This is a genomic window from Mycobacterium sp. GA-1841 (assembly GCF_001954135.1).
In the GTDB taxonomy this organism is placed as follows: Bacteria; Actinomycetota; Actinomycetes; order Mycobacteriales; family Mycobacteriaceae; genus Mycobacterium.
In genome coordinates this window covers 57,863-80,372 of record NZ_MBEQ01000095.1, presented here as the reverse complement: position 1 = coordinate 80,372, position 22,510 = coordinate 57,863, and the positions used below count along the sequence as shown (strand labels likewise).

Annotated in this window: 12 protein-coding genes (1 of these 12 only partly in view); 8 read left to right on the top strand and 4 right to left on the bottom strand. The window is 65.2% G+C overall.

Annotation, left to right across the window (positions count from 1 at the left end):
* The first annotated feature begins 43 nt into the window (after window positions 1-43).
* Window positions 44-1,147: a hypothetical protein gene (locus tag A5740_RS22645; RefSeq protein ID WP_076197789.1), complete on the top strand. Its 1,104-nt coding sequence runs from the start codon at window positions 44-46 to the stop codon at window positions 1,145-1,147.
* A gap of 29 nt (window positions 1,148-1,176) precedes the next feature.
* Window positions 1,177-1,980 (top strand): hypothetical protein, encoded by an 804-nt coding sequence (locus tag A5740_RS22640; protein WP_076197787.1) that lies wholly within the window; start codon window positions 1,177-1,179, stop codon window positions 1,978-1,980.
* Between the two features lie 217 nt (window positions 1,981-2,197).
* Here the strand turns inward: A5740_RS22640 and A5740_RS22635 are convergent, their stop codons facing one another.
* From A5740_RS22635 to kstD, 3 genes are all read right to left on the bottom strand, one after another.
* Window positions 2,198-3,043 carry a hypothetical protein gene (locus tag A5740_RS22635; RefSeq protein WP_076197785.1) on the bottom strand — a complete coding sequence of 282 codons (846 nt, stop codon included), beginning with the start codon at window positions 3,041-3,043 and terminating at the stop codon, window positions 2,198-2,200.
* Between the two features lie 336 nt (window positions 3,044-3,379).
* Complete coding sequence (locus A5740_RS22630) at window positions 3,380-4,240, bottom strand: MaoC family dehydratase (RefSeq protein ID WP_076197783.1); 861 nt, start codon at window positions 4,238-4,240, stop codon at window positions 3,380-3,382.
* Window positions 4,241-5,920, bottom strand: a complete 1,680-nt coding sequence (gene kstD / locus A5740_RS22625; RefSeq protein ID WP_076197893.1) for a 3-oxosteroid 1-dehydrogenase — start codon at window positions 5,918-5,920, stop codon at window positions 4,241-4,243.
* A 73-nt stretch (window positions 5,921-5,993) separates the two neighbouring features.
* On the opposite strand from kstD, the gene A5740_RS22620 reads away from it, so the two are divergent.
* The 4 genes from A5740_RS22620 (at window position 5,994) to A5740_RS22605 (ending at window position 10,926) form a co-directional block, all read left to right on the top strand.
* Window positions 5,994-6,779 (top strand): 2-keto-4-pentenoate hydratase, encoded by a 786-nt coding sequence (locus tag A5740_RS22620; protein ID WP_076197781.1) that lies wholly within the window; start codon window positions 5,994-5,996, stop codon window positions 6,777-6,779.
* 11 nt (window positions 6,780-6,790) lie between these two features.
* Entirely contained in the window at window positions 6,791-7,711 is a 921-nt protein-coding gene (locus tag A5740_RS22615) for an acetaldehyde dehydrogenase (acetylating) (protein WP_076197779.1), read from the top strand.
* Window positions 7,708-8,760, top strand: a complete 1,053-nt coding sequence (dmpG, locus tag A5740_RS22610) for a 4-hydroxy-2-oxovalerate aldolase (RefSeq protein WP_055117808.1) — start codon at window positions 7,708-7,710, stop codon at window positions 8,758-8,760. Before A5740_RS22615 ends, dmpG begins: the two co-directional genes overlap by 4 nt.
* A 90-nt stretch (window positions 8,761-8,850) precedes the next feature.
* Complete coding sequence (locus A5740_RS22605) at window positions 8,851-10,926, top strand: RecQ family ATP-dependent DNA helicase (RefSeq protein ID WP_076197777.1); 2,076 nt, start codon at window positions 8,851-8,853, stop codon at window positions 10,924-10,926.
* A 423-nt stretch (window positions 10,927-11,349) separates the two neighbouring features.
* Here the strand turns inward: A5740_RS22605 and A5740_RS22600 are convergent, their stop codons facing one another.
* On the bottom strand, window positions 11,350-11,853 hold the full coding sequence (locus A5740_RS22600) for a DUF2505 domain-containing protein (protein ID WP_076197775.1): 504 nt from the start codon (window positions 11,851-11,853) through the stop codon (window positions 11,350-11,352).
* A 200-nt stretch (window positions 11,854-12,053) separates the two neighbouring features.
* On the opposite strand from A5740_RS22600, the gene A5740_RS22595 reads away from it, so the two are divergent.
* Both A5740_RS22595 and A5740_RS29230 read left to right on the top strand, forming a co-directional pair.
* On the top strand, window positions 12,054-12,287 hold the full coding sequence (locus A5740_RS22595) for an MbtH family protein (RefSeq protein ID WP_076197773.1): 234 nt from the start codon (window positions 12,054-12,056) through the stop codon (window positions 12,285-12,287).
* Window positions 12,288-12,331: 44 nt separating this feature from the next.
* A protein-coding gene (locus tag A5740_RS29230; RefSeq protein ID WP_076197771.1) for a non-ribosomal peptide synthetase crosses the window boundary here: on the top strand, window positions 12,332-22,510 show its 5' portion. Its footprint extends 9,378 nt past the window's final position; only the first 10,179 of its 19,557 coding nucleotides appear in the window; it begins with the start codon at window positions 12,332-12,334; its stop codon lies off the right edge, out of view.

Sequence of the window (22,510 nt, the reverse complement as noted above, 5' to 3'; positions counted from 1 at the left end):
TGTTTGCTCCGGATGTGCATCACGCGTAGAAGGGGGCCGTGGCATGGGGATGCCGCGCGACAGCAGCCCGTACGGGTCTCAGACGTTGCAAGGACCGGCTTGGCCGAATATCGATGAGGATCAGCTGACTGCGGCGGCGGCGTCGTACACCAAGGTCGCGACCAAGATCAGCGGCCATGTCGTTCCTCAGCAGACCAACCAACTGTCGAAGCTGACCGGTGAGTGGCAGGGTGGCGCCTCGCTGGCGGCCTCGGGTGAGGCGACCACGATGATCGCCGGGCATGAGGCCAATGCCGCCCAGGCGGAGGCCATCGCCACCGCGCTGACCACGATGGCTGCGGCCGTGGTGCAGACCAAGACCATGCTCAATGCGGCGGCCGAAGAGGTTCAGCAAGAGGTCATGGCTTTGCAAGCGTTGCCGTTCAGCAACAAGCAGGAGCTGATCGAGAGCCGGATCAAGATGGGGCTGTCGCAGAACATCGCGACGGTTTCGGCGGCCAGCTCCGAGATGGCCAGCAGCCTGGGCACCATCGCCAACCTGCCGCAGGTCGGCACCCCACCGACCGCCCAGGCCCAGCAGGCGGCGCAAAAAGGTGCTGATCAGATGATGCAGATGATCAGCCAGCTCCCGCAGATGCTGGGGCAGATTCCGCAGATGTTCGGCCAGATCCCCCAGCAGCTGTCGCAGCCTCTGCAACAGCTCTCGCAGCCCTTACAACAGCTGACCTCGATGCTGGGTTCCGGCGGCAAGGGCACCGGCGGTGGCGCCAGCCCGTTCTCGGCGTTCTCGAACCATCCGCTGGCCGGCGGGTCTGGGCCGAGCACCGGCGCCGGCATGGTCAAGGCCGCCGGGTTGCCCGGCGGCTCCGGCGGGGGCAGCCCGCAGACTCCCTTGTTGGCGAAGATGGTCGGCGGCGGCAGTACCGCACCGGTCTCGGTCGATCCCGGCGCCAGTGCCGCCGTGGTCGGTGGCGTCGCGCCGGTGGCCGCTGCCAACTCGGCTGGCGGTGGCATGGGCGGCGGTATGGGCATGATGGGCGGCGGTCAGCGCGCTGGTGGCGGTGGAGGTACCGCGACCGGGCTGGCCGTGCCGGCTCCGTTGGAACACGACATGGGCGACGGCGATGATGATTATGACGATTGGTGACCTGTCTCTACGAGAAAGAGGTAGCAACGGTGTCTAGTCCGCTCACAACTCCCGGTGCGCTCAACTGGAGCGCCGCAGAGGTACAGCTTCCGGACCTGCCGTCGATTCAGCCCGGCGAGGACGCGATGAGCATGACGATCGCCGGAATCGTGCCGACGCTGGCCGCATCGCTGACCACGAATGTGACAGCGCTGTCGGCCAAGGAGAACATGTTCAACGGCAAGCTCTCCGACGCCCAGGGCGCCTACGAGAAGGCCGACGAGTCCGGCGGCCAGGGTGTCGGTCAGCTCAGCCAGATGATGGGGCAGCTCGGCCAGATGGGCCAAATGGCCGGTCAACCCGCCCAGATGGCAGGTCAGATGGGCGGGCAGTTCGGCTCGCTGATGGAACCGTTGATGAAGGCCATGGAAGGCGCCAAGGGCGGCGGAGAGAACGGTGGCGGTGCACCCGGCGCCGGCCAGCCCGGTGGTCCGGGCGGCCCTGGCGGTCCGAATCCACAGCAACAGCAAGACGAGCGCGAGGCCAAGCTCAACGAGCGGGACAAGCAGCAAGACGATCGCGAGACACAGCAGAACGACCGCGATACGGCTCAGGACCGGCGCGAGGCCGGGCTGGATGCTCGCGAGACTCAGCTGAACGACCGCTCCGGTGGGGCTGCGTCGGCGGCTCCGCATTCGGCGCCTCCGGTATCGTCCGCTCCGCCTGCATCCGCGCCGCCAGCGGCGGCCGGGCCCAGTGACAGCCGGCCCGCTCCGGGGCCGGCCCCGGTGTCCCCGGTCCCGCATGAGCCGCCACGCCATTCCGGCGGAGACGATCTCTGGAAGCGGATGTAGCTGCGGCCAAGCGGATATAGCTGCGGCCAAGCGGTTTCGGCCGTCGCGTTGTCACGCTTGCTTGTCGCGCTTGCTTGCCCGTCGCTTTGTCGTCGCTTTGTCACGCCAGAGTGGCTGTCGGACTTGGCGGCCACTCCAGCGTGACATTGGGCGTGGGGGAGTCTGCTGCCCGCCAGTGACTGTCACGCCAGAGTGGCCCTCGCCGTCGAATGCCGCGCTAGCGTGACGATCGTTGGGCGCGGGCAGCATTCACCCGCCGCAGAATTTCGCCCTTGCGGACGCCGGCGGCCACCCGGACGTTGAGCCAACCCTGCCGTTGTAGCCGCTCGGCGCGTCTGAGATCCCAGTTGTACCGCCGGCTGCTGGCCCGATGATCCTCGCCGTCGTACTCGGCGGCGACTTGGATGTCTTCCCAGCCCATATCGAGGTAGGCGAACGGGTCGCCTGGCCCGTCGAAAACCGCGATCTGGGTTTGCGGTCGAGGTAGACCGCCGTCGATCAGTACCAGTCGAAGCCAGGTTTCCTGTCGTGACTGTGCACCGCCGTCCATCAGGTCCAAGGCAATCCGGGCCCGGTGAACGCCTCGGCGCCGGGCGTATCGCTGAGTCAGCAGTTCGACGTCGGCGGCTTTGAGATCGGTTGCGCGAGCGAGTGCATCGAGCGCGGCGACCGCGTCGTCTCGCGGATACCAACAGCCGATGTCGAGTGCGGTACGGGCTACCGAGGTGATCGGCACACCATCAATTCGGACAATCTCGTCGTCTTCGATTGCCTCAGTTCGAACATGCAGCCCGGCAAGGGGATTGCGGTTGGAATGGATCATCTCCAGCGGAGAATCGGCCGGCACCCACTTGGCGCCGTGAACCGCCGCGGCTGAATTACCGGCGACGACGCCGCGCTGTCGGGACCACAACCAACCGGCCTTGGCGCGGGCGAGCGGCGTGAGCTCGGTGCCCGGACTGACGTAGACGTCCCGAAATACCCTGGTGTATTTGGTGCGTAGAGCACTCTTGCGTAGCTCTCCGTTGGCGACGGCCTCACTGCCGACGAATGGTTCCCCCATGACGAGAGAGTGTGCAACGCAAGGCCGTATCCGTCACCTCGATTATCCACAGACGCTGGTGTGACGTTCGTTGTCCACAGCCCCGCTGACGTGACAGATGACGGGGACGACCGGATGTGCTACGGCCTTGGCTTTGTCACGGCCTTCGCTCTTTGTCACGCCAGAGTGGCTATGGGCGGCGACGGCCACTCCAGCGTGACAGTGGCGAGGACATGCCGTCCGGAATGCCCTCCAATGCAACGCTGGAGTGGCCGTCGAGGTCGACAGCCACTCCAGCGTGACAAAGCGGGGCAAAGAAAGCGTGACAAAGCGAGGGGGAGAAAGAAAAGAACGAGGCTACGCCGGAACGAGCTCCACACCCGACAGCACGACGGCGTTGTCCCGCGACGGCACCGTCAGTACGCCGATGAACTTGCCGTCTTCTTTCCAGATGTTGGCCTGCAGGGTCTCGCCGGGGATCACGACGCCGGCGAAGCGCGCTCCATAGGACGCCACCTGGGACACGTCGCCGTCGAGCAGGTTGTCGACGATGGCCTTGCAGCCGATGCCGTAGGTGCACAACCCGTGCAGGATCGGCCGGTCGAAGCCCGCCGCTGCCGCGAACGCCGGGTCCGAGTGCAGCGGATTGCGGTCACCACAGAGCCGGTACAGCAGTGCCTGTTGCGGCAGTGTGGGTAGGGAAATCTCGATATCCGGTGCGCGGTCGGGCAATTCAGCCGACGTCGCGGGTCCGCGCTCGCCGCCGAAGCCCCCTTCACCGCGGGCGAAGATCGACCGCTTGGTGGTCCACAGCACCTTGCCGGACTCGTCGGTCACGGTGGACTCGCTGACGATGACGGCGGCCTTGCCCTTGTCCCAGATCTCGGTGAAGCGTTGCACCGACTTGGCGGTTCCGCTGGTCGGGATCGGGCCGGGCACGCTGACCCCTTCGCTGGCGTGCAGCACCTTGGACAGCTCGATGTCGATGCCCGGGAACTGCACCTTGGGCGGCTCGGTCATGTGGAAGCTGGCGGCGACGTTGCCGAACGTCGGCAGCACCTGCGGGGTGCCGTCGACGAGGTAGCTCAGCTCGCTCGCGCTCATCGGATCGGCGCCGGCGCCGAGTCCCAGGTGGTACAGCTGGATGTCGCTGCTGGTCCAGGAGAATTCGATGGGTTCCAGCTCGGCGCCCAGCGCCTTGTCGAGATCGATTGGCATCTACTTCTTCCCTGCAATGTCGAGTGCTGCGAGGTACCCGAACGTCATGGCGGGACCAATGGTGCCGCCCGGGCCGGGATAGGTGTGACCCATCACCGGTGAGCTGACGTTACCTGCCGCATAGAGACCCTCGATCACGGAGTTGTCGTCGCGCAGTGCGCGGCCGCGCACGTCGGTACGGATGCCGCCCTTGGTGCCCAGGTCGCCGGGCACCATCTTGGCCGCGTAGAACGGGCCGTGCTTGATCTCGCCGAGGTTGGGATTGGGCTTGTTGGTCGGGTCGCCGTAGTAGCGGTCGTAAGCACTCTCGCCGCGGTGGAAATCTTCGTCCACCCCGGAGCGGGCGAAGCCGTTGAACCGGTCGATGGTCGCGGCGAACGCGTCGGCGGGCAGACCGGTCTTGGCGGCCAGCTCCTCGAGGGTGTCGGCCTTGACGATGACGCCGGATTCCAACCACTTCTTCGGAATGCGCTGTCCGGGTTGCAGTCCCGCGAAGATGAACCGGTCGCGGTACTGCTGGTCGAAGATCAGCCAGGCCGGGATGTTCTCGCCGGGACCGGGGCCCTGGCCGTATTCGCCGCCGTACATGTGGTGGCAGGCCTCGACATACGGCATCGACTCGTTCATGAACCGCTTGCCGGCCATGTTGACGATGATCGAGCCGGGGGAGTTGCGCTCGGAGAGCGCGAACCACGGGGAGTCGACGAGGGGAACCGTCGGGCCCCACCACGAGTCCTCCATGAATTCGAGTGCGGCGCCTTGCTTTTCGGCGGCAAGGATGCCGTCACCGGTGTTGGCGACCGCGCCGACGGTCCATTCGGTGGTGATGGGCGCGCGCTGGTACTTCACCCGCATCTGCTCGTTGTGCTCGAATCCGCCGGAGCCCAGGATCACCGCGCGACGTGCCCGGATCAGTTGCGGTTCGGCATTTCCGTCGCGGGGATCGACCACGTAGATGCCACGCACGACGCCGTCCTCGACGTGGAGATCGGTCAGCGCGGTGTTCAGCAGGACCGGAACCCCAGCCTTCTGCAGGCCGATGCGCAGCGGCGCGATCAGCGCGCGGCCCATGCCGACCAGGTTCTTGCCGGTGGCGTTGGCCCACACCGACCGGACACCGACCTTGATGCTGCGCAGCACGCCGCGGGGATGACGCTTGAGCTGGTTGAGCCGGACGTAGTCCTGCTGCATCACCACCATGTTCATCGGCACCTTGCCGTACGGCGGCTCCAGGCCCTTCTCGTCGACGCCGAGCTTCTTGGCGTTGAACGGCTTGGGTTCCACCGAGCGGCCGGTGGGCTTGCCGCCGGGCGTCTCGGGGTAGTAGTCGGAGTACCCGGGCACCCAGCACAGCTTGAGCGGGGAGTGCTTCAGGACGAACGACAGCATCTCCGGCGAGCGGTCGAGGTAGGTGTCGATCTTCTCCGCCGGCACCACGTCACCGATGATTTTGTGCAGGTAGGTGCGGGCGGCATCGGGGGTGTCCTTGACCCCGTCGCGCTGGAGAATCTCGTTGTTCGGGATCCACACGCCGCCACCTGACCGCGCAGTGGAACCTCCATAGTGCGGGGCCTTTTCTACGACTACTGTCGAGAGGCCCTGGTGGGCAGCGGTGAGGGCGGCGACCATGCCGGCAGCGCCGCTCCCGACCACGACGACGTCGTACTCCTGTCCAGTCATGTAGAACACGTTATAGAATTGGCCGGCGTTACAACAACACCCCCGGTCAAAGAAGTGAGGGGACTTCACCAGAATGCTTAGTGACGAGGTGCGTGCCCAGCTGGCCGCCGACCTGGCCCAGGCCGAGCGCAGCCGGGTTCCGATGACCCCGTTGACCGATGGCCATCCCGATATCGATGTGGTGGATGCCTACGAGATCCAGCTGATCAACATCCGCCAGCGGGTGGCCGAGGGCGCCAAGATCGTCGGCCACAAGGTCGGGCTGTCCAGCAAGGCGATGCAGGACATGATGGGTGTCGACGAGCCGGACTACGGCCATCTCCTCGACGAGATGGAGGTCTTCCAAGACGTCCCGGTCAAAGCCGGGCGATTTTTGTACCCGCGGGTCGAGGTCGAGGTCGGGTTCATCCTCGCCGATGACCTGCCCGGTGCGGGCTGCACCGAGGAGGACGTGTTGGCTGCGACGGCCGCGTTCGTCCCGGCGATCGAGTTGATCGACACCCGCATCACCAACTGGCAGATCAAGTTGTGCGACACCATCGCCGACAACGCTTCCAGTGCCGGCTGGGTGCTGGGCGAGGCGCGAGTCTCGCCCAAGGACATCGATATCTGCAACATCGACGCGGTGCTGACCAATAACGGTGAGGTCGTGGCCGAGGGACGCAGCGATGCGGTGCTGGGAAATCCGGTGACCGCGGTGGCCTGGTTGGCCCGCAAGGTGGAGAGCTTCGGGGTGCGGCTCAAGGCCGGGGACATCGTGTTGCCGGGCTCGTGCACGCGTGCGATAGATGCACCCCCGGGCAGCGATTTCGTCGCCGACTTCGCCGGGTTAGGTTCAGTAAGACTGAGTTTCGAATAAGGAGCCGATTTATGGCTGACAAAGCGTCTGTCGCGATCGTCGGGTCGGGCAACATCAGCACCGACCTGCTGTACAAGCTGTTGCGTTCGGAGTGGCTCGAGCCGCGTTGGATGATCGGCATCGATCCGGAGTCCGAGGGCTTGGCCCGGGCCCGCAAGCTGGGTCTGGAAACCTCCCACGAGGGCGTGGATTGGCTGCTGGCCCAGGCCGAGAAGCCGGATCTGGTGTTCGAGGCCACCAGCGCCTACGTGCACCGGGACGCCGCCCCGCGCTATGAAGAGGCCGGAATCCGGGCCATCGACCTGACCCCCGCGGCGGTCGGGCCCGGCGTGATCCCGCCGGCCAACCTGCGCGCGCACCTGGATGCGCCCAACGTCAACATGGTCACCTGCGGTGGCCAGGCAACCATTCCTATGGTCTACGCGGTTTCTCGTGTGGTGGACGTGCCCTACGCCGAGATCGTGGCGTCGGTGTCGTCGGCCTCGGCCGGCCCGGGCACCCGGGCCAACATCGATGAGTTCACCAAGACCACCAGCGCCGGTGTGCAGAACATCGGTGGGGCGGCCAACGGCAAGGCGATCATCATCCTGAACCCCGCCGAGCCGCCGATGATCATGCGCGACACCATCTTCTGCGCGATCCCTGAAGATGCTGACCACGCCGCGATCACGCAGTCGATTAAAGACGTGGTGGCCGAGGTGCAGACCTATGTGCCCGGCTACCGCCTGCTCAACGAGCCGCAGTTCGACGAACCGTCGGTGGTAAACGGTGGAAACCACCTGGTCACGGTATTCGTGGAAGTGGAGGGTGCCGGTGACTACCTGCCGCCCTACGCTGGAAATCTGGACATCATGACCGCGGCGGCGACCAAGGTCGGCGAGGAGATCGCCAAAGAGCGCCTGGCCGCCCCGGCCGGAGGAGGCCAAGCATGAGCGACATTTTCTTCAATTCCGCCTGGGACGTCCGGATGACCGACACGTCGCTGCGCGACGGGTCGCATCACAAGCGGCACCAGTTCACCAAGGACGAGGTCGGCGCGATCGTCGCCGCGCTGGATGCCGCCGGTGTGCCGGTCATCGAGGTGACCCACGGCGACGGCCTGGGCGGGTCGAGCTTCAACTACGGGTTCTCCAAAACGCCGGAGCAGGAGCTGATCAAGTTGGCCGCCGAGACGGCCAAGGAAGCCAAGATCGCCTTCCTGATGCTGCCGGGTGTGGGCACCAAGGAAGACATCAAGGAAGCCCAGAACAACGGTGGCTCGATCTGCCGGATCGCGACCCACTGCACCGAGGCCGACGTCTCGATCCAGCACTTCGGGCTGGCACGTGAACTGGGCCTGGAGACCGTCGGGTTCCTGATGATGAGCCACACCATCAGCCCGGAGAAGCTGGCCAAACAGGCCCGGATCATGGCTGATGCCGGCTGCCAGTGCGTCTACGTCGTCGACTCCGCCGGTGCGCTGGTGCTCGAGGGCGTCGCCGATCGGGTGTCGGCCCTGGTTGCCGAACTCGGTAACGATGCGCAGGTCGGTTTTCACGGCCACGAGAACCTCGGCCTGGGCGTGGCCAACTCGGTCGAGGCGGTGCGCGCCGGTGCCAAGCAGATCGACGGCTCGTGCCGCCGGTTCGGCGCGGGTGCGGGCAACGCCCCGGTCGAGGCGCTGGTCGGGGTGTTCGACAAGATCGGCGTCAAGACCGGCATCGACTTCTTCGACATCGCCGACGCCGCCGAAGAGGTTGTCGCCCCGGCGATGCCGGCCGAGTGCCTGCTGGACCGCAACGCCCTGGTGATGGGTTACGCGGGGGTGTACTCCAGCTTCCTCAAGCATGCGGTGCGCCAGGGCGAACGTTACGGGGTGCCCGCCCACGAGCTATTGCTCCGTGTCGGCCAGCGCAAGCTGATCGGTGGTCAGGAAGACCAGCTGATCGACATCGCACTGGAGATCAAACGCGAACAGGAAGCCGAGAAGGCGAAGGCCTGACTTTCGCACCACCACGGCGCTGGGCCCTCCGGAAACGGAGGGCCCAGTGCGTTTTGTGGAGGTGTCACTCGTGCCCGGCATCATGGGGCCATGGCAACCCGCGAGCAGGCCCAGTCGATTCTCGAACAGTTGGCCGGCCCTGCGGCGCGGCTTCGTGATGATCAATGGGCAGCCATCGAAGCCCTCGTCGTCCAGCGCCGCCGCGCCCTGGTGGTGCAACGCACCGGATGGGGCAAGTCCGCGGTCTACTTCATCGCGGCCAAACTGCTGCGTGCGTCGGGGCACGGTCCCACGGTCATCGTCTCGCCGCTGCTGGCGTTGATGCGCAACCAGGTCGCCGCGGCCGAGCGCGCCGGCGTGCGCGCGGCGACGATCAACTCGGGCAATGTCACCGAGTGGGACGCGATCCACAGCCAGGTGGCCGGTGGGGAGCTCGATGTGCTGCTGGTCAGTCCCGAGCGTCTCAACAATCCCGACTTCCGGGACAACGTGCTGCCTGCGCTGGCTGCCGATGCGGGTCTGGTGGTGGTCGACGAGGCACACTGTGTGTCCGACTGGGGACACGACTTCCGGCCGGACTACCGCCGCATCCGGACCTTGGTCGCTGAATTGGGTTCGCAGGTACCGGTTCTCGCGACGACGGCAACTGCCAATGACCGAGTGGTCGGTGATGTGGCGGCACAGTTGGGCGTCGGCGGGTCCGATACGTTGGTGCTCCGCGGTGGGCTGGACCGTGAGTCGTTGCGGCTGTCGGTGGTCGAGGTGGGCACCCCAGCGCAACGCGCCGCCTGGATCGCGGCGCACCTGGATGCCCTGCCGGGCTCGGGCATCATCTACACGTTGACGGTGTCGCAAGCACATGACGTGGCCGCACTTCTGGCCGAGCGTGGGCACAAGGTGGCCGCCTACACCGGGTCTACCGACACTGCCGAGCGCGAACAACTGGAAGCCGACCTGCTGGAGAACCGGGTCAAAGCTCTGGTGGCGACGTCCGCATTGGGCATGGGTTTCGACAAACCCGATTTGGGCTTCGTGGTGCATCTGGGCGCACCCTCATCGCCGATTGCCTACTACCAGCAGGTGGGCCGCGCCGGGCGTGCCACCGACAACGCCGAGGTGATACTGCTGCCCGGCACCGAAGACCAGGACGTCTGGCGGTACTTCGCGTCGGTGGCATTTCCGTCAGAACCTATGGTGCGCAACGTCATCGGTGCCCTGGAGACCGACCGCCCACAATCCACCCAGGCGCTGGAACCGTTGGTCGACCTCAACCGGTCCCGGCTGGAGATGGTGCTCAAGGTGCTCGACGTCGACGGCGCTGTCCGCCGGGTGAAAGGCGGCTGGATCGGCACCGGCGTGCCGTGGAGTTATGACGAGGCGCGGTACCGGGCGTTGGACGAGGCGCGTCGTCGGGAGCAGCAGGCCATGCTGGCTTACCAGGCCACGGACGGTTGCCGCATGGTGTTCCTGCGCAGTCAGCTCGACGATCCCGAGCTGACACCGGACGCACGGTGTGGGCGGTGTGACAACTGCACGGGCCGCCACTATCCGGCCGCGGTGGCAGACGACATCCTGACCGATACCGCACAACGCCTGTCGAGGCCCGGGGTACTGGTGGCGCCACGAAAGCAATGGCCGACCGGGCTGAGCGGCCTGGGCCTGGCCCTGTCCGGCCGGATCACCGAGGGCGCGGCACCGGGGCGGGCGATCGGCAGACTCACCGATCTGGGGTGGGGAGCGCGACTACGCCGGCTGCTCGCCGAACCCGATGGCGAGGTGCCAGACGATGTGGTGGCCGCAGCCATTGCGGTACTCAAGGCCTGGGACTGGGACCGACGCCCCGTCGCGGTGATGGGCTTGGACTCACAGACACATCCGCTGCTGATCTCCTCGACCGTGCGGCGGCTGGCCCAGATCGGGCGACTGACCGACCTCGGCATCTTGAACTACACACCAGAACACCGCCCGGTCACCGCGGTGAATTCGGCCTATCGAGTGGCGGCCCTGGACGGTGCCTGGGAACGTCCGCAACTGGATCCGCAGGGGCCGGTGCTGTTGGTCGATGACATGACCGACACCGGCTGGACCCTGACGATGGCCACGCGAGTGCTGCGTGAGAGCGGTGCGCCCGAGGTGCTGCCATTCGTTCTGGCAAGCGTGAGTTGAGCTTTTCAGACGCACTCCAGAATTGGTTCCGGAGGCTGAACGAGAACCCGTATTTCGGCGTTCTTATTTAGTTCACTTGTCAACAATCAGCCTTTTCGGCGCTGGGAAAAACTGGTTCTCGATGCAAGAACACTGTGCGGTCGCTGGCATCCAAAAGTTCGCCGTTGCTTGCATCCGCAAATTCTGATCAACCGATCTTGAAATCGCCAATCGATCGTCCTTCCTGGCTAACTCAAACAGGAGGGACAAATGTTGGCAACGCGGGACTGGAAGTGGTCAGAGCGCCAACTGTGAATTTGCTGAATCTGCCGAGTACGGCGGTGTGGGCCGATTCTGCCCGGCGACGAGCCAGGCCTCGGGGATGGCCCGCGCATCCCGCATTTCGCTGGATGAAACCACATGCATGTGGTGCGCTTTTGTCGATCATGAGTGAACGTCGATCCAGTCGGCGGTGAAGTTCTGCAGGGCGGTGACGCTCTGGGTCAGTATCCGGCCCATGGCCTTCTCGACCTGCTTGCCGAACAGCGGAGCCTTGAACTCGACTGTCGCGGCGCACTCGAGCCGCGAACCTGCCCCAGCCGGCGCCAGCAGCGCTGTTCCCGCTGCATAAGCCGGAGTTCCATACGACGTGATACTCAGCTTGCCCCGCACCTGACGCTCCCCGATGGGGTGCCACTGTTCCTTTTGCGCGACGCGCCACTGCGTAGGGAGGTACTTGGCGATCGGCGACCGCTCCTCGCGGCGGTGCGCATCTTTGACCATTACGGCCGTCACCGTGCCGTCGGACTCGACGGACAAACTATCCAGCGTGTCGAGCGCGCCGAACCTCGACAATCGGGCGAGCCAGTAGTCGCGTTCACCAAACGCTGACAATATTTGCTCAACTTGAGCCCTTGAGTCGATTGCGAAGCCGAATGACCGCGACACAGCAACAGACTACGTTGGGATCTCCGATTTCTGCACCCACGTTAAGAAGAGTGGATATGCTGGCGCCCTGCAACTAGTCAAGTCATAGCTGGAATCGACCGCAGGAGACAAACAACGCGGAGGCGAGGTGCGGGGGATGCCACCTTGTGTCCATATCGTTGAGCATTTTCACTGGTCGACTCAAAGGTGGGGAGGACCACGTGAGCATCAACCCGTTCGACGACGACAATGGCACTTTTCTCGTCTTGATCAATGACGAGGAGCAACACAGTCTGTGGCCGACCTTCGCCGACATTCCGGCCGGCTGGACGGCGGTGTTCGGAGAAGCTGACCGCGCTGCCTGCTTGGACTACATAGAACAGAATTGGCCCGATATCCGGCCGAAGAGTCTCCGCGAGCGGTTGGCGGCACAGGGCCGAGGCTCCAGCAGCTAGCGGCTCCGACACCAGTATCAGATCTCGCGGGTGGGAGAGTCGCGATGCAGCTCGATGAACAATCGCTGCCGGTAACCCGTGCCCAGCTCGACATATGGCTGGCGCATGATCTGGCGGAAACCGGTGCCGAATGGCAACTCGGATTATTCGTCAAGATTTCCGGTTCGGTGGACCGGGAGGCCCTCGGCTGGGCGATCCGTCGGGTGCTCAAAGAAGCCGAACCGGTCAGAGCCGGCTTCTTCGAGGCCCGGGGTGAGGTTTTCCAGAGTCCGATCGACTACCCCCAGGTGGAACCCGAGTTCCACGATCTGAGGTCTTCGACCGACCCGGTGGGCGAGGCCCGTGAGCTTGCGGCCGCGATTCAACGTGCGCCGATGTCACTTGCCGGGCCGTTGTTCAGGTTCGCGTTGTTCCAGACTCGTGCCGACGAGTTCTTCCTGGTCGGGTGCTGCCACCACATCGTGCTGGATGGAACCGGTATCGCGATGGTGGGTCAGCGACTGGCTTCGGTGTATTCCGCGGTGGTGTCCGGGGCGCCGATTCCGCCGTCACTGTTTGGATCGCTGTCGGATCTGATCGACTGCGAATCGGGTTACGAGTCTTCGGACGACTACCTGCGAGACAGGGCTTACTGGACCGAGAATCTCCCGCCAGCGAGCGAGCCGCAGTATCGATGGCTCCCCGATGAAGGTCGGGCGCAGTCATATCTGCCTTCTACGCCAGTCGAATTGGATTCCGAGGTGCTGCACCGGGTGGACGCTCTGGCGTTGTCGCTCGACCTGCCACGATCCTCGATTCTTACCGCGGCCTGCGCTCTGGTGGTCCGCGGCTGGCAATCTGAAGGCTCCGAGGTGGTCCTGGACTTTCCGGTGAGCCGCCGTGTCGGGCCCGACACGAAAACCCTTCCCGCGATGCTGGCGGGTGTGGTGCCGCTGGTGCTTCAGATCGCGCCCGCCACTTCGGTGACGGAATTCTGCAGATATGTCGATCTGCGAATCCGCGAAGCCCTTGAACATCAACGGTTCCCGGTCCAGGCGCTCGAGCGCAAGGTCAACGCCCGTACGGCCGGTCAACTCGCCAATCGGGTGAGTGTCAACTTCCTTCCGTCCAGCTTCACCCTGGACTTCGGTGGGGCATCCGCAACGGCCTCGCTGGCCAACGCTGGCGTCGTCGGTGGCTTCGGACTGTTCTTCTCGAGCGCTGGGGAACAGGTCTTCGTCAATACCGCGGGTGTGGGACACCCGCTGTCGGACCTCGATCCCGGCGAACTGGCGGATCGGCTACAACGGGTGCTACTGACGATGACGGCGGACTCGTCGCGCTCGTTGGTGTCCGTGGGTGTGCAAGATGACGACGAGCGCGACCGGTTGTTCGAGGTAGGCAATCTCGGAATGCTGTCCCAGCCGCTGACCGCGGGTTCGATCCCGGCAGTGTTCGCGGCGCAGGTCCACCGTGCGCCCGAGGCCGTGGCGATCAGTTGCGATGGCCGGACCCTGACCTATCGCGAATTGGATGAGGCGTCGAACCGGTTGGCGCACCTTCTGATCGACCAGGGCGCCGGACCGGGACGCTGCGTGGCGCTGTTGTTCAACAAGTGCGCCCAGGCGCTCGTGTCGATCATGGCGGTGCTCAAGACGGGGGCGGCGTATCTGCCGATCGATCCGGCCCACCCCCAGGGGCGAGTAGATTTCATGATTTCCGACGCCGACCCCGTGGCGGTGGTGAGCACGGCGGATCTCGCCGATCGCCTGACCGGTTACGCCGTCACACTCGTCGACGTCGACGATCCGCGTGCCGACACCTACCCGTGCCATGCGCTGCCGGTACCCGCCTGCGATGACATCGCCTATCTCATCTATACGTCGGGGACGACAGGTGTCCCGAAAGGCGTTGCGATCTCCCATGGCAACGTCACCCAGCTGATCGGCTGTCTCGAGCCGGATCTGCAACTGTCCGAGCAGGTGTGGTCGCAATGGCACTCCTACAGCTTTGACATCTCGGGCTGGGAGATCTTCAACGCACTCCTGACCGGTGCCCGGTTGGTGGTGATCCCGGAAGAGATCGCCCGTTCGCCGCAGGACTTCCACGACTTGTTGGTCGCCGAAAAGGTGAATGTGCTGGGGTTGACGCCCACCGCTGTCGCCGCGTTGTCGCCGGCCGGTTTGGAGTCGGTTGCCCTGCTGGTCGGCGGTGAGCCCTGCCCGGCGGACGTGGTGGACCGCTGGGCTCCGGGCCGCGTGATGATCAACCAGTACGGGCCGACCGAGGCCACCATGTGGGTGGCACTGAGCGCACCCTTGACCGCCGGAACGGGGGTTCCGCCGATTGGATCGCCGCTGCCCGGTGCGGCGCTGTTCGTGCTGGATCAGTGGCTCCGACCGGTACCCGACGGGGTGGTGGGGGAGTTGTATGTGGCCGGTCGCAATGTCGGTGTCGGCTATTGGCGCCGCAGTTCGTTGACCGGATCCCGTTTCGTGGCATGCCCGTTCGGTGTACCGGGTCAGCGCATGTATCGCACCGGGGACCTGGTGTCATGGGGAGCTGACGGGCAGCTGCGGTATTCGGGTCGCGCCGACGAGCAGGTCAAGATTCGTGGGTATCGCATCGAGTTGGGCGAAATCCAAACCGCTCTGGCAGATTTGGACGGGGTGGAGCAGGCGGTCATGGTCGCCCGGGAGGATCGTCCGGGCGACAAACGTCTCGTCGGCTATGTCACCGAAACCGCCACCGGTGTCGTCGATCCGGCCGGCGCTCGAGCGGCATTGGCGGACCTGTTGCCCAACTACATGGTGCCTGCCGCGATCGTGGTGCTCGACGGGTTGCCGCTCACGGTCAACGGAAAGCTCGACAAGCGTGCCCTGCCGGCACCGGAATACGTCGACCTCGACCATTACCGGGCCCCGGCCACTCCGGTCGAAGAGATTCTGACCACCATCTATGCCGAGGTCCTGGGCTTGGACCGGGTCGGGGTGGACGACTCCTTCTTCGACCTCGGGGGCGATTCGCTCTCGGCAATGCGGGTGATCGCCGATGTCAACACGACATTGGACACCGACCTGACGGTCCGCACCTTGTTTGATGCGCCGACCGTCGCGGAGCTTGCGCCCCGGGTTGCTGCCGGGTCGGGCAGTCGGGCTCCGCTGGTGCGCCAAGAGCGGCCGGAACTGATCCCGTTGTCGTTCGCCCAGCAGCGGCTGTGGTTCCTGAACCGGTTCGAGGGCGGAGTGGCGACATACAACATGCCGACGGCGTTCCGGATCAACGGACCATTGGATGTCGAGGCGTTGGGTGCCGCGCTGGACGATGTGATCGCCCGGCACGAGTCGTTACGCACGGTGTTCGTCGACGTCGACGGTGTGCCGTTCCAGCAGGTGCTGCCAACCGAGCCCGGGATGTGGCGGTGCGCCGGCCCGTCGGTGGTGCAATGCGCGGCCACCGTGCCAAAAGGTGATATCACGGGCGAGCTGACGGACCTGGCCGCTTACCGGTTTGACCTGTCGGCCGAGATTCCGGTTCGAGCCCGTATCTATGAGCTGGGGCCCGAACACTTCGTCCTGGGAATAGTGGTGCACCACATCGCATTTGATGGTTGGTCACTGGCGCCGATGGTGCGTGACGTCGGCCTGGCCTACGCCTGCCGGACGACGGGATGCGCGCCGGACTGGTCACCGTTGCCCGTGCAGTATGCCGATTACACGCTGTGGCAGCAGGATCGGCTCGGCGACGAATCTGACCCGACAAGTGTGATCGCCGGCCAGTTGGCCTACTGGCGCCAGGAGTTGGCCGATCTTCCGGAGCTGGTGTCGCTGCCGACGGATCGGCCACGTCCGCCGGTGCCCAGTTATCGCGGCGAGGTGTTCGAATTCTGCATCAGCCCACCGCTGTGGGCCGCGCTCAAGTCGGTGGCGGCCGAGCGTCACGCCACAGCATCGATAATCTTGCAGGCCGCGCTGGCGGTGGCTCTGCACCGCGAAGGTGTCGGCGTGGATGTGGCTCTGGGGTCTCCGATTGCCGGGCGAACCGACAAAGCGCTCGATGACCTGGTCGGCTTTTTCGTCAACACCTGGGTGCTGCGGGTGGGGGTGAACCCTGCTCTGCGGTTCAGCGAGGTACTCGACCAGGTGAAGCAGAAGGCGTTGGATGCCTACGCCAATCAGGATGTGCCGTTCGAGTTGTTGGTGGAGCAGCTCAATCCGGCGCGGTCGACGTCCCATCATCCGCTGTTCCAGGTGGCACTGGTATTCCAGAACAACGTGCTGCCGACGGTCTCACTCGACGGGATGGAGGTCGAGCAGGAGTCGGTGTTCACCCGCACCGCGAAGTTCGACCTGGATTTCGACATCCGGGAGGTCCCCGGCGACGGTGGGCCGATGGCCACCGGGATGCTCACCTACGCCACGGATCTGTTCGAACAGTCCAGTATCGAGCGTCTGGTGAACCGGTTCGGACGGACGATCGAAGCGGTGGTGACCGATCCGTCGGCCGTGGTCGGCGAGATTGGTCTGCTCGACCAGGATGAGCGGGAACTGCTGCTGCACAAGTGGTCTGGAGCTGGAGCCCAGACGCCGGCCGGGTTGACCGATCAACTGCTGGCTGCCGCGGTGGCGGCTGACGAGGACGCCGTTGCGGTGGTCGACGGGGCGCGACAGCTGTCATATCGCGAATTGGACGAGGCATCGAACCGCTTGGCGCGGAGGTTGATCGAGCAGGGCATTGGACCCGAGCGTGCCGTCGCAGTGGCGATGGATCGATCGGTCGAGTTGGTGACAGCATGGTGGGCGATCCTGAAGGCCGGTGGAGTATACGTGCCGGTCGATCGAACCAATCCGGACGAGCGGATCGCCGGTGTGTTGGACATCGTGGACGCGGTGTGTGTCCTGACCCGGGACGGCGACAACGTACCCGGTGTCGGAGAGCGTCCGGTCCTTCGCCTCGACGCCCTTGACCTGTCGGGGTACCGAGCGGAGCCGGTCACCGACCGGGATCGCCTGGCGCCCTTGGCTACCGACGATGCCGCCTATGTGATCTTCACGTCGGGTTCCACCGGCACTCCCAAGGGCGTGGCGGTCACCCATGCCGGACTGCTGGGGGTGGCCGCGGCACATCGCGACCTGTTCCGGGTCGGGCCGGACGGCCGGGTGTTGATGGTGGCTGCGCCGACATTCGATGCCTCGGTGTTCGAATGGCTGTGGGCGGTCGCGTCACGAGCCACGCTCGTGGTGGCACCGCGGGATTCGTATGCTGGGGCCGCGCTCACCGAACTGATCGAGCGCCAGCAGGTCAGTGCCGCACTGATCACACCGACAGTGTTGGCCACCCTGGATCGATCGCGGCTCGACGGGCTGCAAACCCTGATCACCGGTGGTGAAGCGTGTCCGCCGGAGTTGGTCGGCGCCTGGGCCCCCGGGCGGGCGATGTACAACGCCTATGGCCCCACCGAGGTTTCCATCTGGGCCACCTGGAGCGCACTGGCGGCCGGACAACCGGTCCGCATCGGCGCACCGATCGACGGAACTTGTGCTCTGGTACTCGACGCCCGGGTGCACCCGGCGCCGGTTGGGGTTGTAGGTGAGCTGTATCTGACCGGTCAGGGATTGGCGCGCGGATATGTTGGCCGGTCCGACCTCACAGCAGATCGATTCGTGGCCAATCCGTTTGGGAGCCCAGGTGATCGGATGTATCGCACCGGTGATCTGGTGCGGTGGACCGCACACGGTGCGTTGGAGTATCTCGGCCGCGCAGATGCGCAGGTCAAGCTTCGCGGACAGCGGTTGGAGCTGGGCGAGATCGAGAACACCCTGCTGGCCTGCCCACAGGTCAGTCGCGCGGCAGCCGCGGTACACCACAGCGAACTCGGCATCGACCACCTGGTCGGCTACATCGCGCTGGCGCATTCCAACCCCACCCACCATGAGTCCGAGGTCGTGGATCAATGGCAGCACATCTACGACGAACTCTACGATGCCGAGATCGACACACCGGAATACGGAAGCGATTTCCGGGGATGGAACAGCAGCTACACCGGTGAGCCGATTCCACTGGAGCAGATGCGGGAATGGCGTTCGGCGGCGGTTGATCGGATCCTGGCGCTACAACCGCGGCACGCGCTGGAGATCGGCGTCGGGTCAGGCCTGGTGCTTTCCCAAGTAGCCCCGGCATGCGAGGAATATTGGGGCACGGACTTCTCGGCGGCGACGGTCGCCAAACTGAGCGCCGCAGTGGCAGGCGAACCCTGGGGCGCTCGGGTCCGACTGCTGACACGGCCGGCACACCTCACCGATGGGCTGCCTCCCGGCCACTTCGACACGATCATCGTCAATTCGGTCATCCAGTACTTTCCCAGTGCGGAGTACCTGGCCGAGGTCGTCGACAAAGCCATGGAGTTGTTGGCGCCCGGCGGCAGGTTGTTCCTCGGTGATGTACGCAACCACAGCCTGCAGGGAGCATTCCAAACAGGTATCGCCCTGGCGCGCAACGGAACCGGAAACGCCGATACCGTCGAGTTCCGTCAGCGCGTACAGCGCGCAGTACTCGGAGAACACGAATTACTGCTATCCCCAGAGTTTTTCACCACGTGGGCCGCCGATCACCCGAGCGTCGGTGGAATCGACATACAGGTCAAACGCGGCGAATCAGACAACGAGCTGACCCGCTATCGCTACGACGTCGTGATCCACAAGGCGCCAAAGCAGGTGCGCTCCCTGGCTCGTGCGCTCACCTGGTGGTGGAACGACTGCGCTGGGCTCGACGGCCTGCGGACCGAGCTGGCCTCGCAACGGCCTGCCCTCGTGCGGGTCGGCGCGATACCGCGAGCCGGCGTGATCAAGGACGTGTTCATAGAACGGGAGCTGGCCGCCGGACTGCCGTTGGCCGAGGCCCAGGCCGGTGCCGCAGTGGCTGTCGACGCCGGTGTCACGCCGGAAGAGTTGTACCGGTTGGGGGAGGCGGCCGGGTACCGCGCCGCCGTCACCTGGGGTGCGCAATCCGGAACGCTGGACGCGGTATTCGTGGCCGACGGCGTGGGCGGCCCTGCCCCAGCGTTGACGGACCTCTACTTGCCCCCGATGGACGCCCGCCAGCGCGGTGGCTACGCGAACGACCCACAAACGAACGCCAAGATCGGCGAGGTTCGGCAGTGGTTGTCCGAGCGACTGCCTGAATACATGGTGCCAACCCAGATTGTGGTGCTCGACGAGCTACCGCTGACCTCCTCGGGCAAGATCGACCGCCGGGCGCTGCCCGCGCCCACCTTCGTCGCGACATCCTTCCGAGCCCCGCAGACGCCGACGGAGAAGACGGTTGCCGAGGTGTTCACCGAGGTGCTCGGCCTCGGCCGCGCCGGCCTCGACGACGATTTCTTTGCCTTGGGCGGAGATTCGCTGATCGCCATCCGGGTGTGTGCCCGCCTGCAGTCGGCGCTGGGCCGTGAGGTTCCGGTGCGTTGCCTGTTTGATTCACCCGCAGTCGGAGAGCTGGCCGAATACCTGGATCAGCATCAGGGCCAGGCGGCTCGGCCGGCCTTGACGGCGCAGCCGAGGCCCGCTGTGGTGCCGTTGTCCTACGGGCAGCAGCGGCTCTGGTTCCTCGAACAGTTGCAGGGCCCGTCACCGATCTACAACATGGCGGTGGCGTTGCGATTGAACGGGCGCCTGGACGCCGACGCAGTTGGTCAGGCGCTCGCTGATGTGGTGTCCCGCCAGGAAAGTCTGCGTACACTCGTCGTCGCCGTCGATGGAGTGCCGGGGCAGGTCGTGGTGCCGGTCGAGCGAGCCGATTTCGGATGGCGGATCGTCGATGCCCGCGATTGGTCGGCGGACCGATTGGACGAGGCGATCACGGCGGTGGCCCACCACACTTTCGACCTGGCAACGGAGATTCCCTTGCGGGCGGCGCTGTTCCGTGTCGGTGACGATGAACACGTTCTGACGGCGGTGGCACACCACATCGCCGCAGACGGCTGGTCCGTTGCCCCGCTGGTAGCCGATCTGGCTGCCGCCTATACCAGCCGTATCGCCGGACGGGCGCCGGACTGGATGCCGTTGCCCGTGCAGTATGCCGATTACACTCTGTGGCAACAAGACTGGCTAGGATCCGCATCTGACGCCGACAGTGTGATCTCCACTCAGCTCGATTACTGGGAACAGGCACTTGCCGGATTGCCCGAACGGCTGGAGCTGCCGACCGATCGGCCGTATCCGGCAGTTGCGGATTATCGCGGGGCGAGTGTGGCCGTGGAGTGGCCGGCGGAGGTGCAGCAGCAGGTCGCCCGGGTGGCACGGGAGCACAATGCCACGAGCTTCATGGTCGTGCAGGCCGCGTTGGCGGTGTTGCTGGCGGAGTTGAGCTCCAGCGACGATGTCGCCATCGGCATCGCGATCGCGGGTCGCGGGGATCAGGCGCTCGACGAGCTCGTCGGCTTTTTCGTCAACACGTTGGTGTTGCGGATCGACGTGGCCGGTGATCCCACCGTGTCCGAGTTGTTGGAGCAGGTGCGCGCGCGCAGTTTGGCTGCATTCGAGCATCAGGAAGTGCCCTTCGAAGCTTTGGTGGAGCGGCTCAACCCGATTCGGTCGCTGACCCATCACCCGCTCGTGCAGGTCATGGTCACTTGGCAGAACCTACCGTGGAACAGCAGCGGACGGATGGCCGGGCTGGCTCTGGGTGACGTCGAAGCGACGCCTATGGAGGCCGAAACCCACACGGCGAAGACGGATTTGGTGTTCTCGCTGGCCGAACACAGCTCGGACACCGGTGAGCCGGCGGGTATCGCCGGCCTGGTCGAGTATCGGACGGACGTGTTCGATGCTTCCACCGTTCAAACCCTGGTGGATCGGCTGCAGCGCGTGTTGACGGCGATGACCGCAGACCCCGCCGTCCGACTGTCGACGGTAGACATGCTTGATGTGGCAGAGCGGGTGCGGCTGAATACGGTCGGACACCGGGCGGTACTGACGCAGCAGGTGCGCGAGAACTCGATTCCCGCATTGTTTGCCCAACTGGTGACCCGAACACCCGATGCAGTTGCGGTCACTTACGCCGGCCGGTCGATGTCCTATCGGGATCTCGACGAGGCGTCGAATCGACTGGCACGTACGCTCGCCGCCGAAGGCGCCGGCCCGGGTCGATGTGTGGCGCTGTTGGTGAACCGCTCAGCCGCCGCGATCGTGGCCGTACTGGGAGTCTTGAAATCCGGAGCAGCATACTTGCCGATCGATCCGGCTGTGCCCGACGCACGGATCGACTTTCTGCTGTCCGATGCCACACCGATCCTGGTGCTGACCTCCGATGGGTTGGCCGATCGTCTGGGCGAAACAGAGGTACCCGTCCTGGATTTGGCTGATCCGCGGATCAGGCAGCAGTGCACCGAACCGTTGTCGGGGCCGGCTCCTGACGATATCGCCCACATCATCTACACGTCGGGGACGACGGGAGTTCCGAAGGGGGTCGCGGTCACCCACCAGAACGTGACGCGGCTCTTCGACGGCCTGGATGTCGGCGTGGCCATGGGCCCGGAGCAGGTGTGGGCACAGTGTGCGTCACTGGCTTTCGATTACTCGGTGTGGGAGATCTGGGGAGCATTGCTACACGGTGGTCGACTCGTCGTGGTGCCCGATGAGGTGACGAGGTCGCCCGATGATCTGCATGCTCTGCTCGTCGGCCAGCAGGTCAGCGTGTTGAGTCAAACCCCTTCTGCGGTAGGGATGTTGCAACTGGCGGCCCTGGAGTCGGTGACCGGCCTGATGGTCGCCGCGGAGCCGTGCCCGCCCGAGGTGGTCGATCGCTGGGCACCTGGCCGGGTGATGATCAACGGCTACGGTCCCACGGAGACGACGGTGTATGCCACGATCAGCGCTCCGTTGCAGAAGGCGGCGGCCAATGGGCCGAATGTCGTGCCGATCGGGCACCCGGTGCCCGGCGCCGCGTTGTTCGTCCTCGACCGGTGGCTGCGTGAGGTGCCGGCCGGAGTGGTGGGGGAGCTGTACGTGGCCGGCCGGGGTGTCGGAGTCGGTTATGTGCGGCGGTCCGGTCTGACCGCATCCCGTTTCGTGCCATGCCCGTACGGGTCGCCCGGTGCTCGGATGTATCGCACCGGAGACCTGGTGTCGTGGGGCACTGATGGTCAGTTGCGATATGCCGGGCGCGCCGACGAACAGATCAAGATCCGCGGCTATCGCATCGAACTCGGTGAGGTGCAATCGCTGCTCGCCGAACTCGAGGGGGTT

Bases quoted from the DNA above. Each gene is read 5' to 3' on its own strand.
- A5740_RS22635 (WP_076197785.1), bottom strand. From the start codon at position 3,043: ATGGGGGAACCATTCGTCGGCAGTGAGGCCGTCGCCAACGGAGAGCTA.
- kstD (WP_076197893.1), bottom strand. From the start codon at position 5,920: ATGACTGGACAGGAGTACGACGTCGTCGTGGTCGGGAGCGGCGCTGCC.
- A5740_RS22615 (WP_076197779.1), top strand. From the start codon at position 6,791: ATGGCTGACAAAGCGTCTGTCGCGATCGTCGGGTCGGGCAACATCAGC.
- A5740_RS22645 (WP_076197789.1), top strand. From the start codon at position 44: ATGGGGATGCCGCGCGACAGCAGCCCGTACGGGTCTCAGACGTTGCAA.
- A5740_RS22620 (WP_076197781.1), top strand. From the start codon at position 5,994: ATGCTTAGTGACGAGGTGCGTGCCCAGCTGGCCGCCGACCTGGCCCAG.
- dmpG (WP_055117808.1), top strand. From the start codon at position 7,708: ATGAGCGACATTTTCTTCAATTCCGCCTGGGACGTCCGGATGACCGAC.
- A5740_RS22605 (WP_076197777.1), top strand. From the start codon at position 8,851: ATGGCAACCCGCGAGCAGGCCCAGTCGATTCTCGAACAGTTGGCCGGC.
- A5740_RS22630 (WP_076197783.1), bottom strand. From the start codon at position 4,240: ATGCCAATCGATCTCGACAAGGCGCTGGGCGCCGAGCTGGAACCCATC.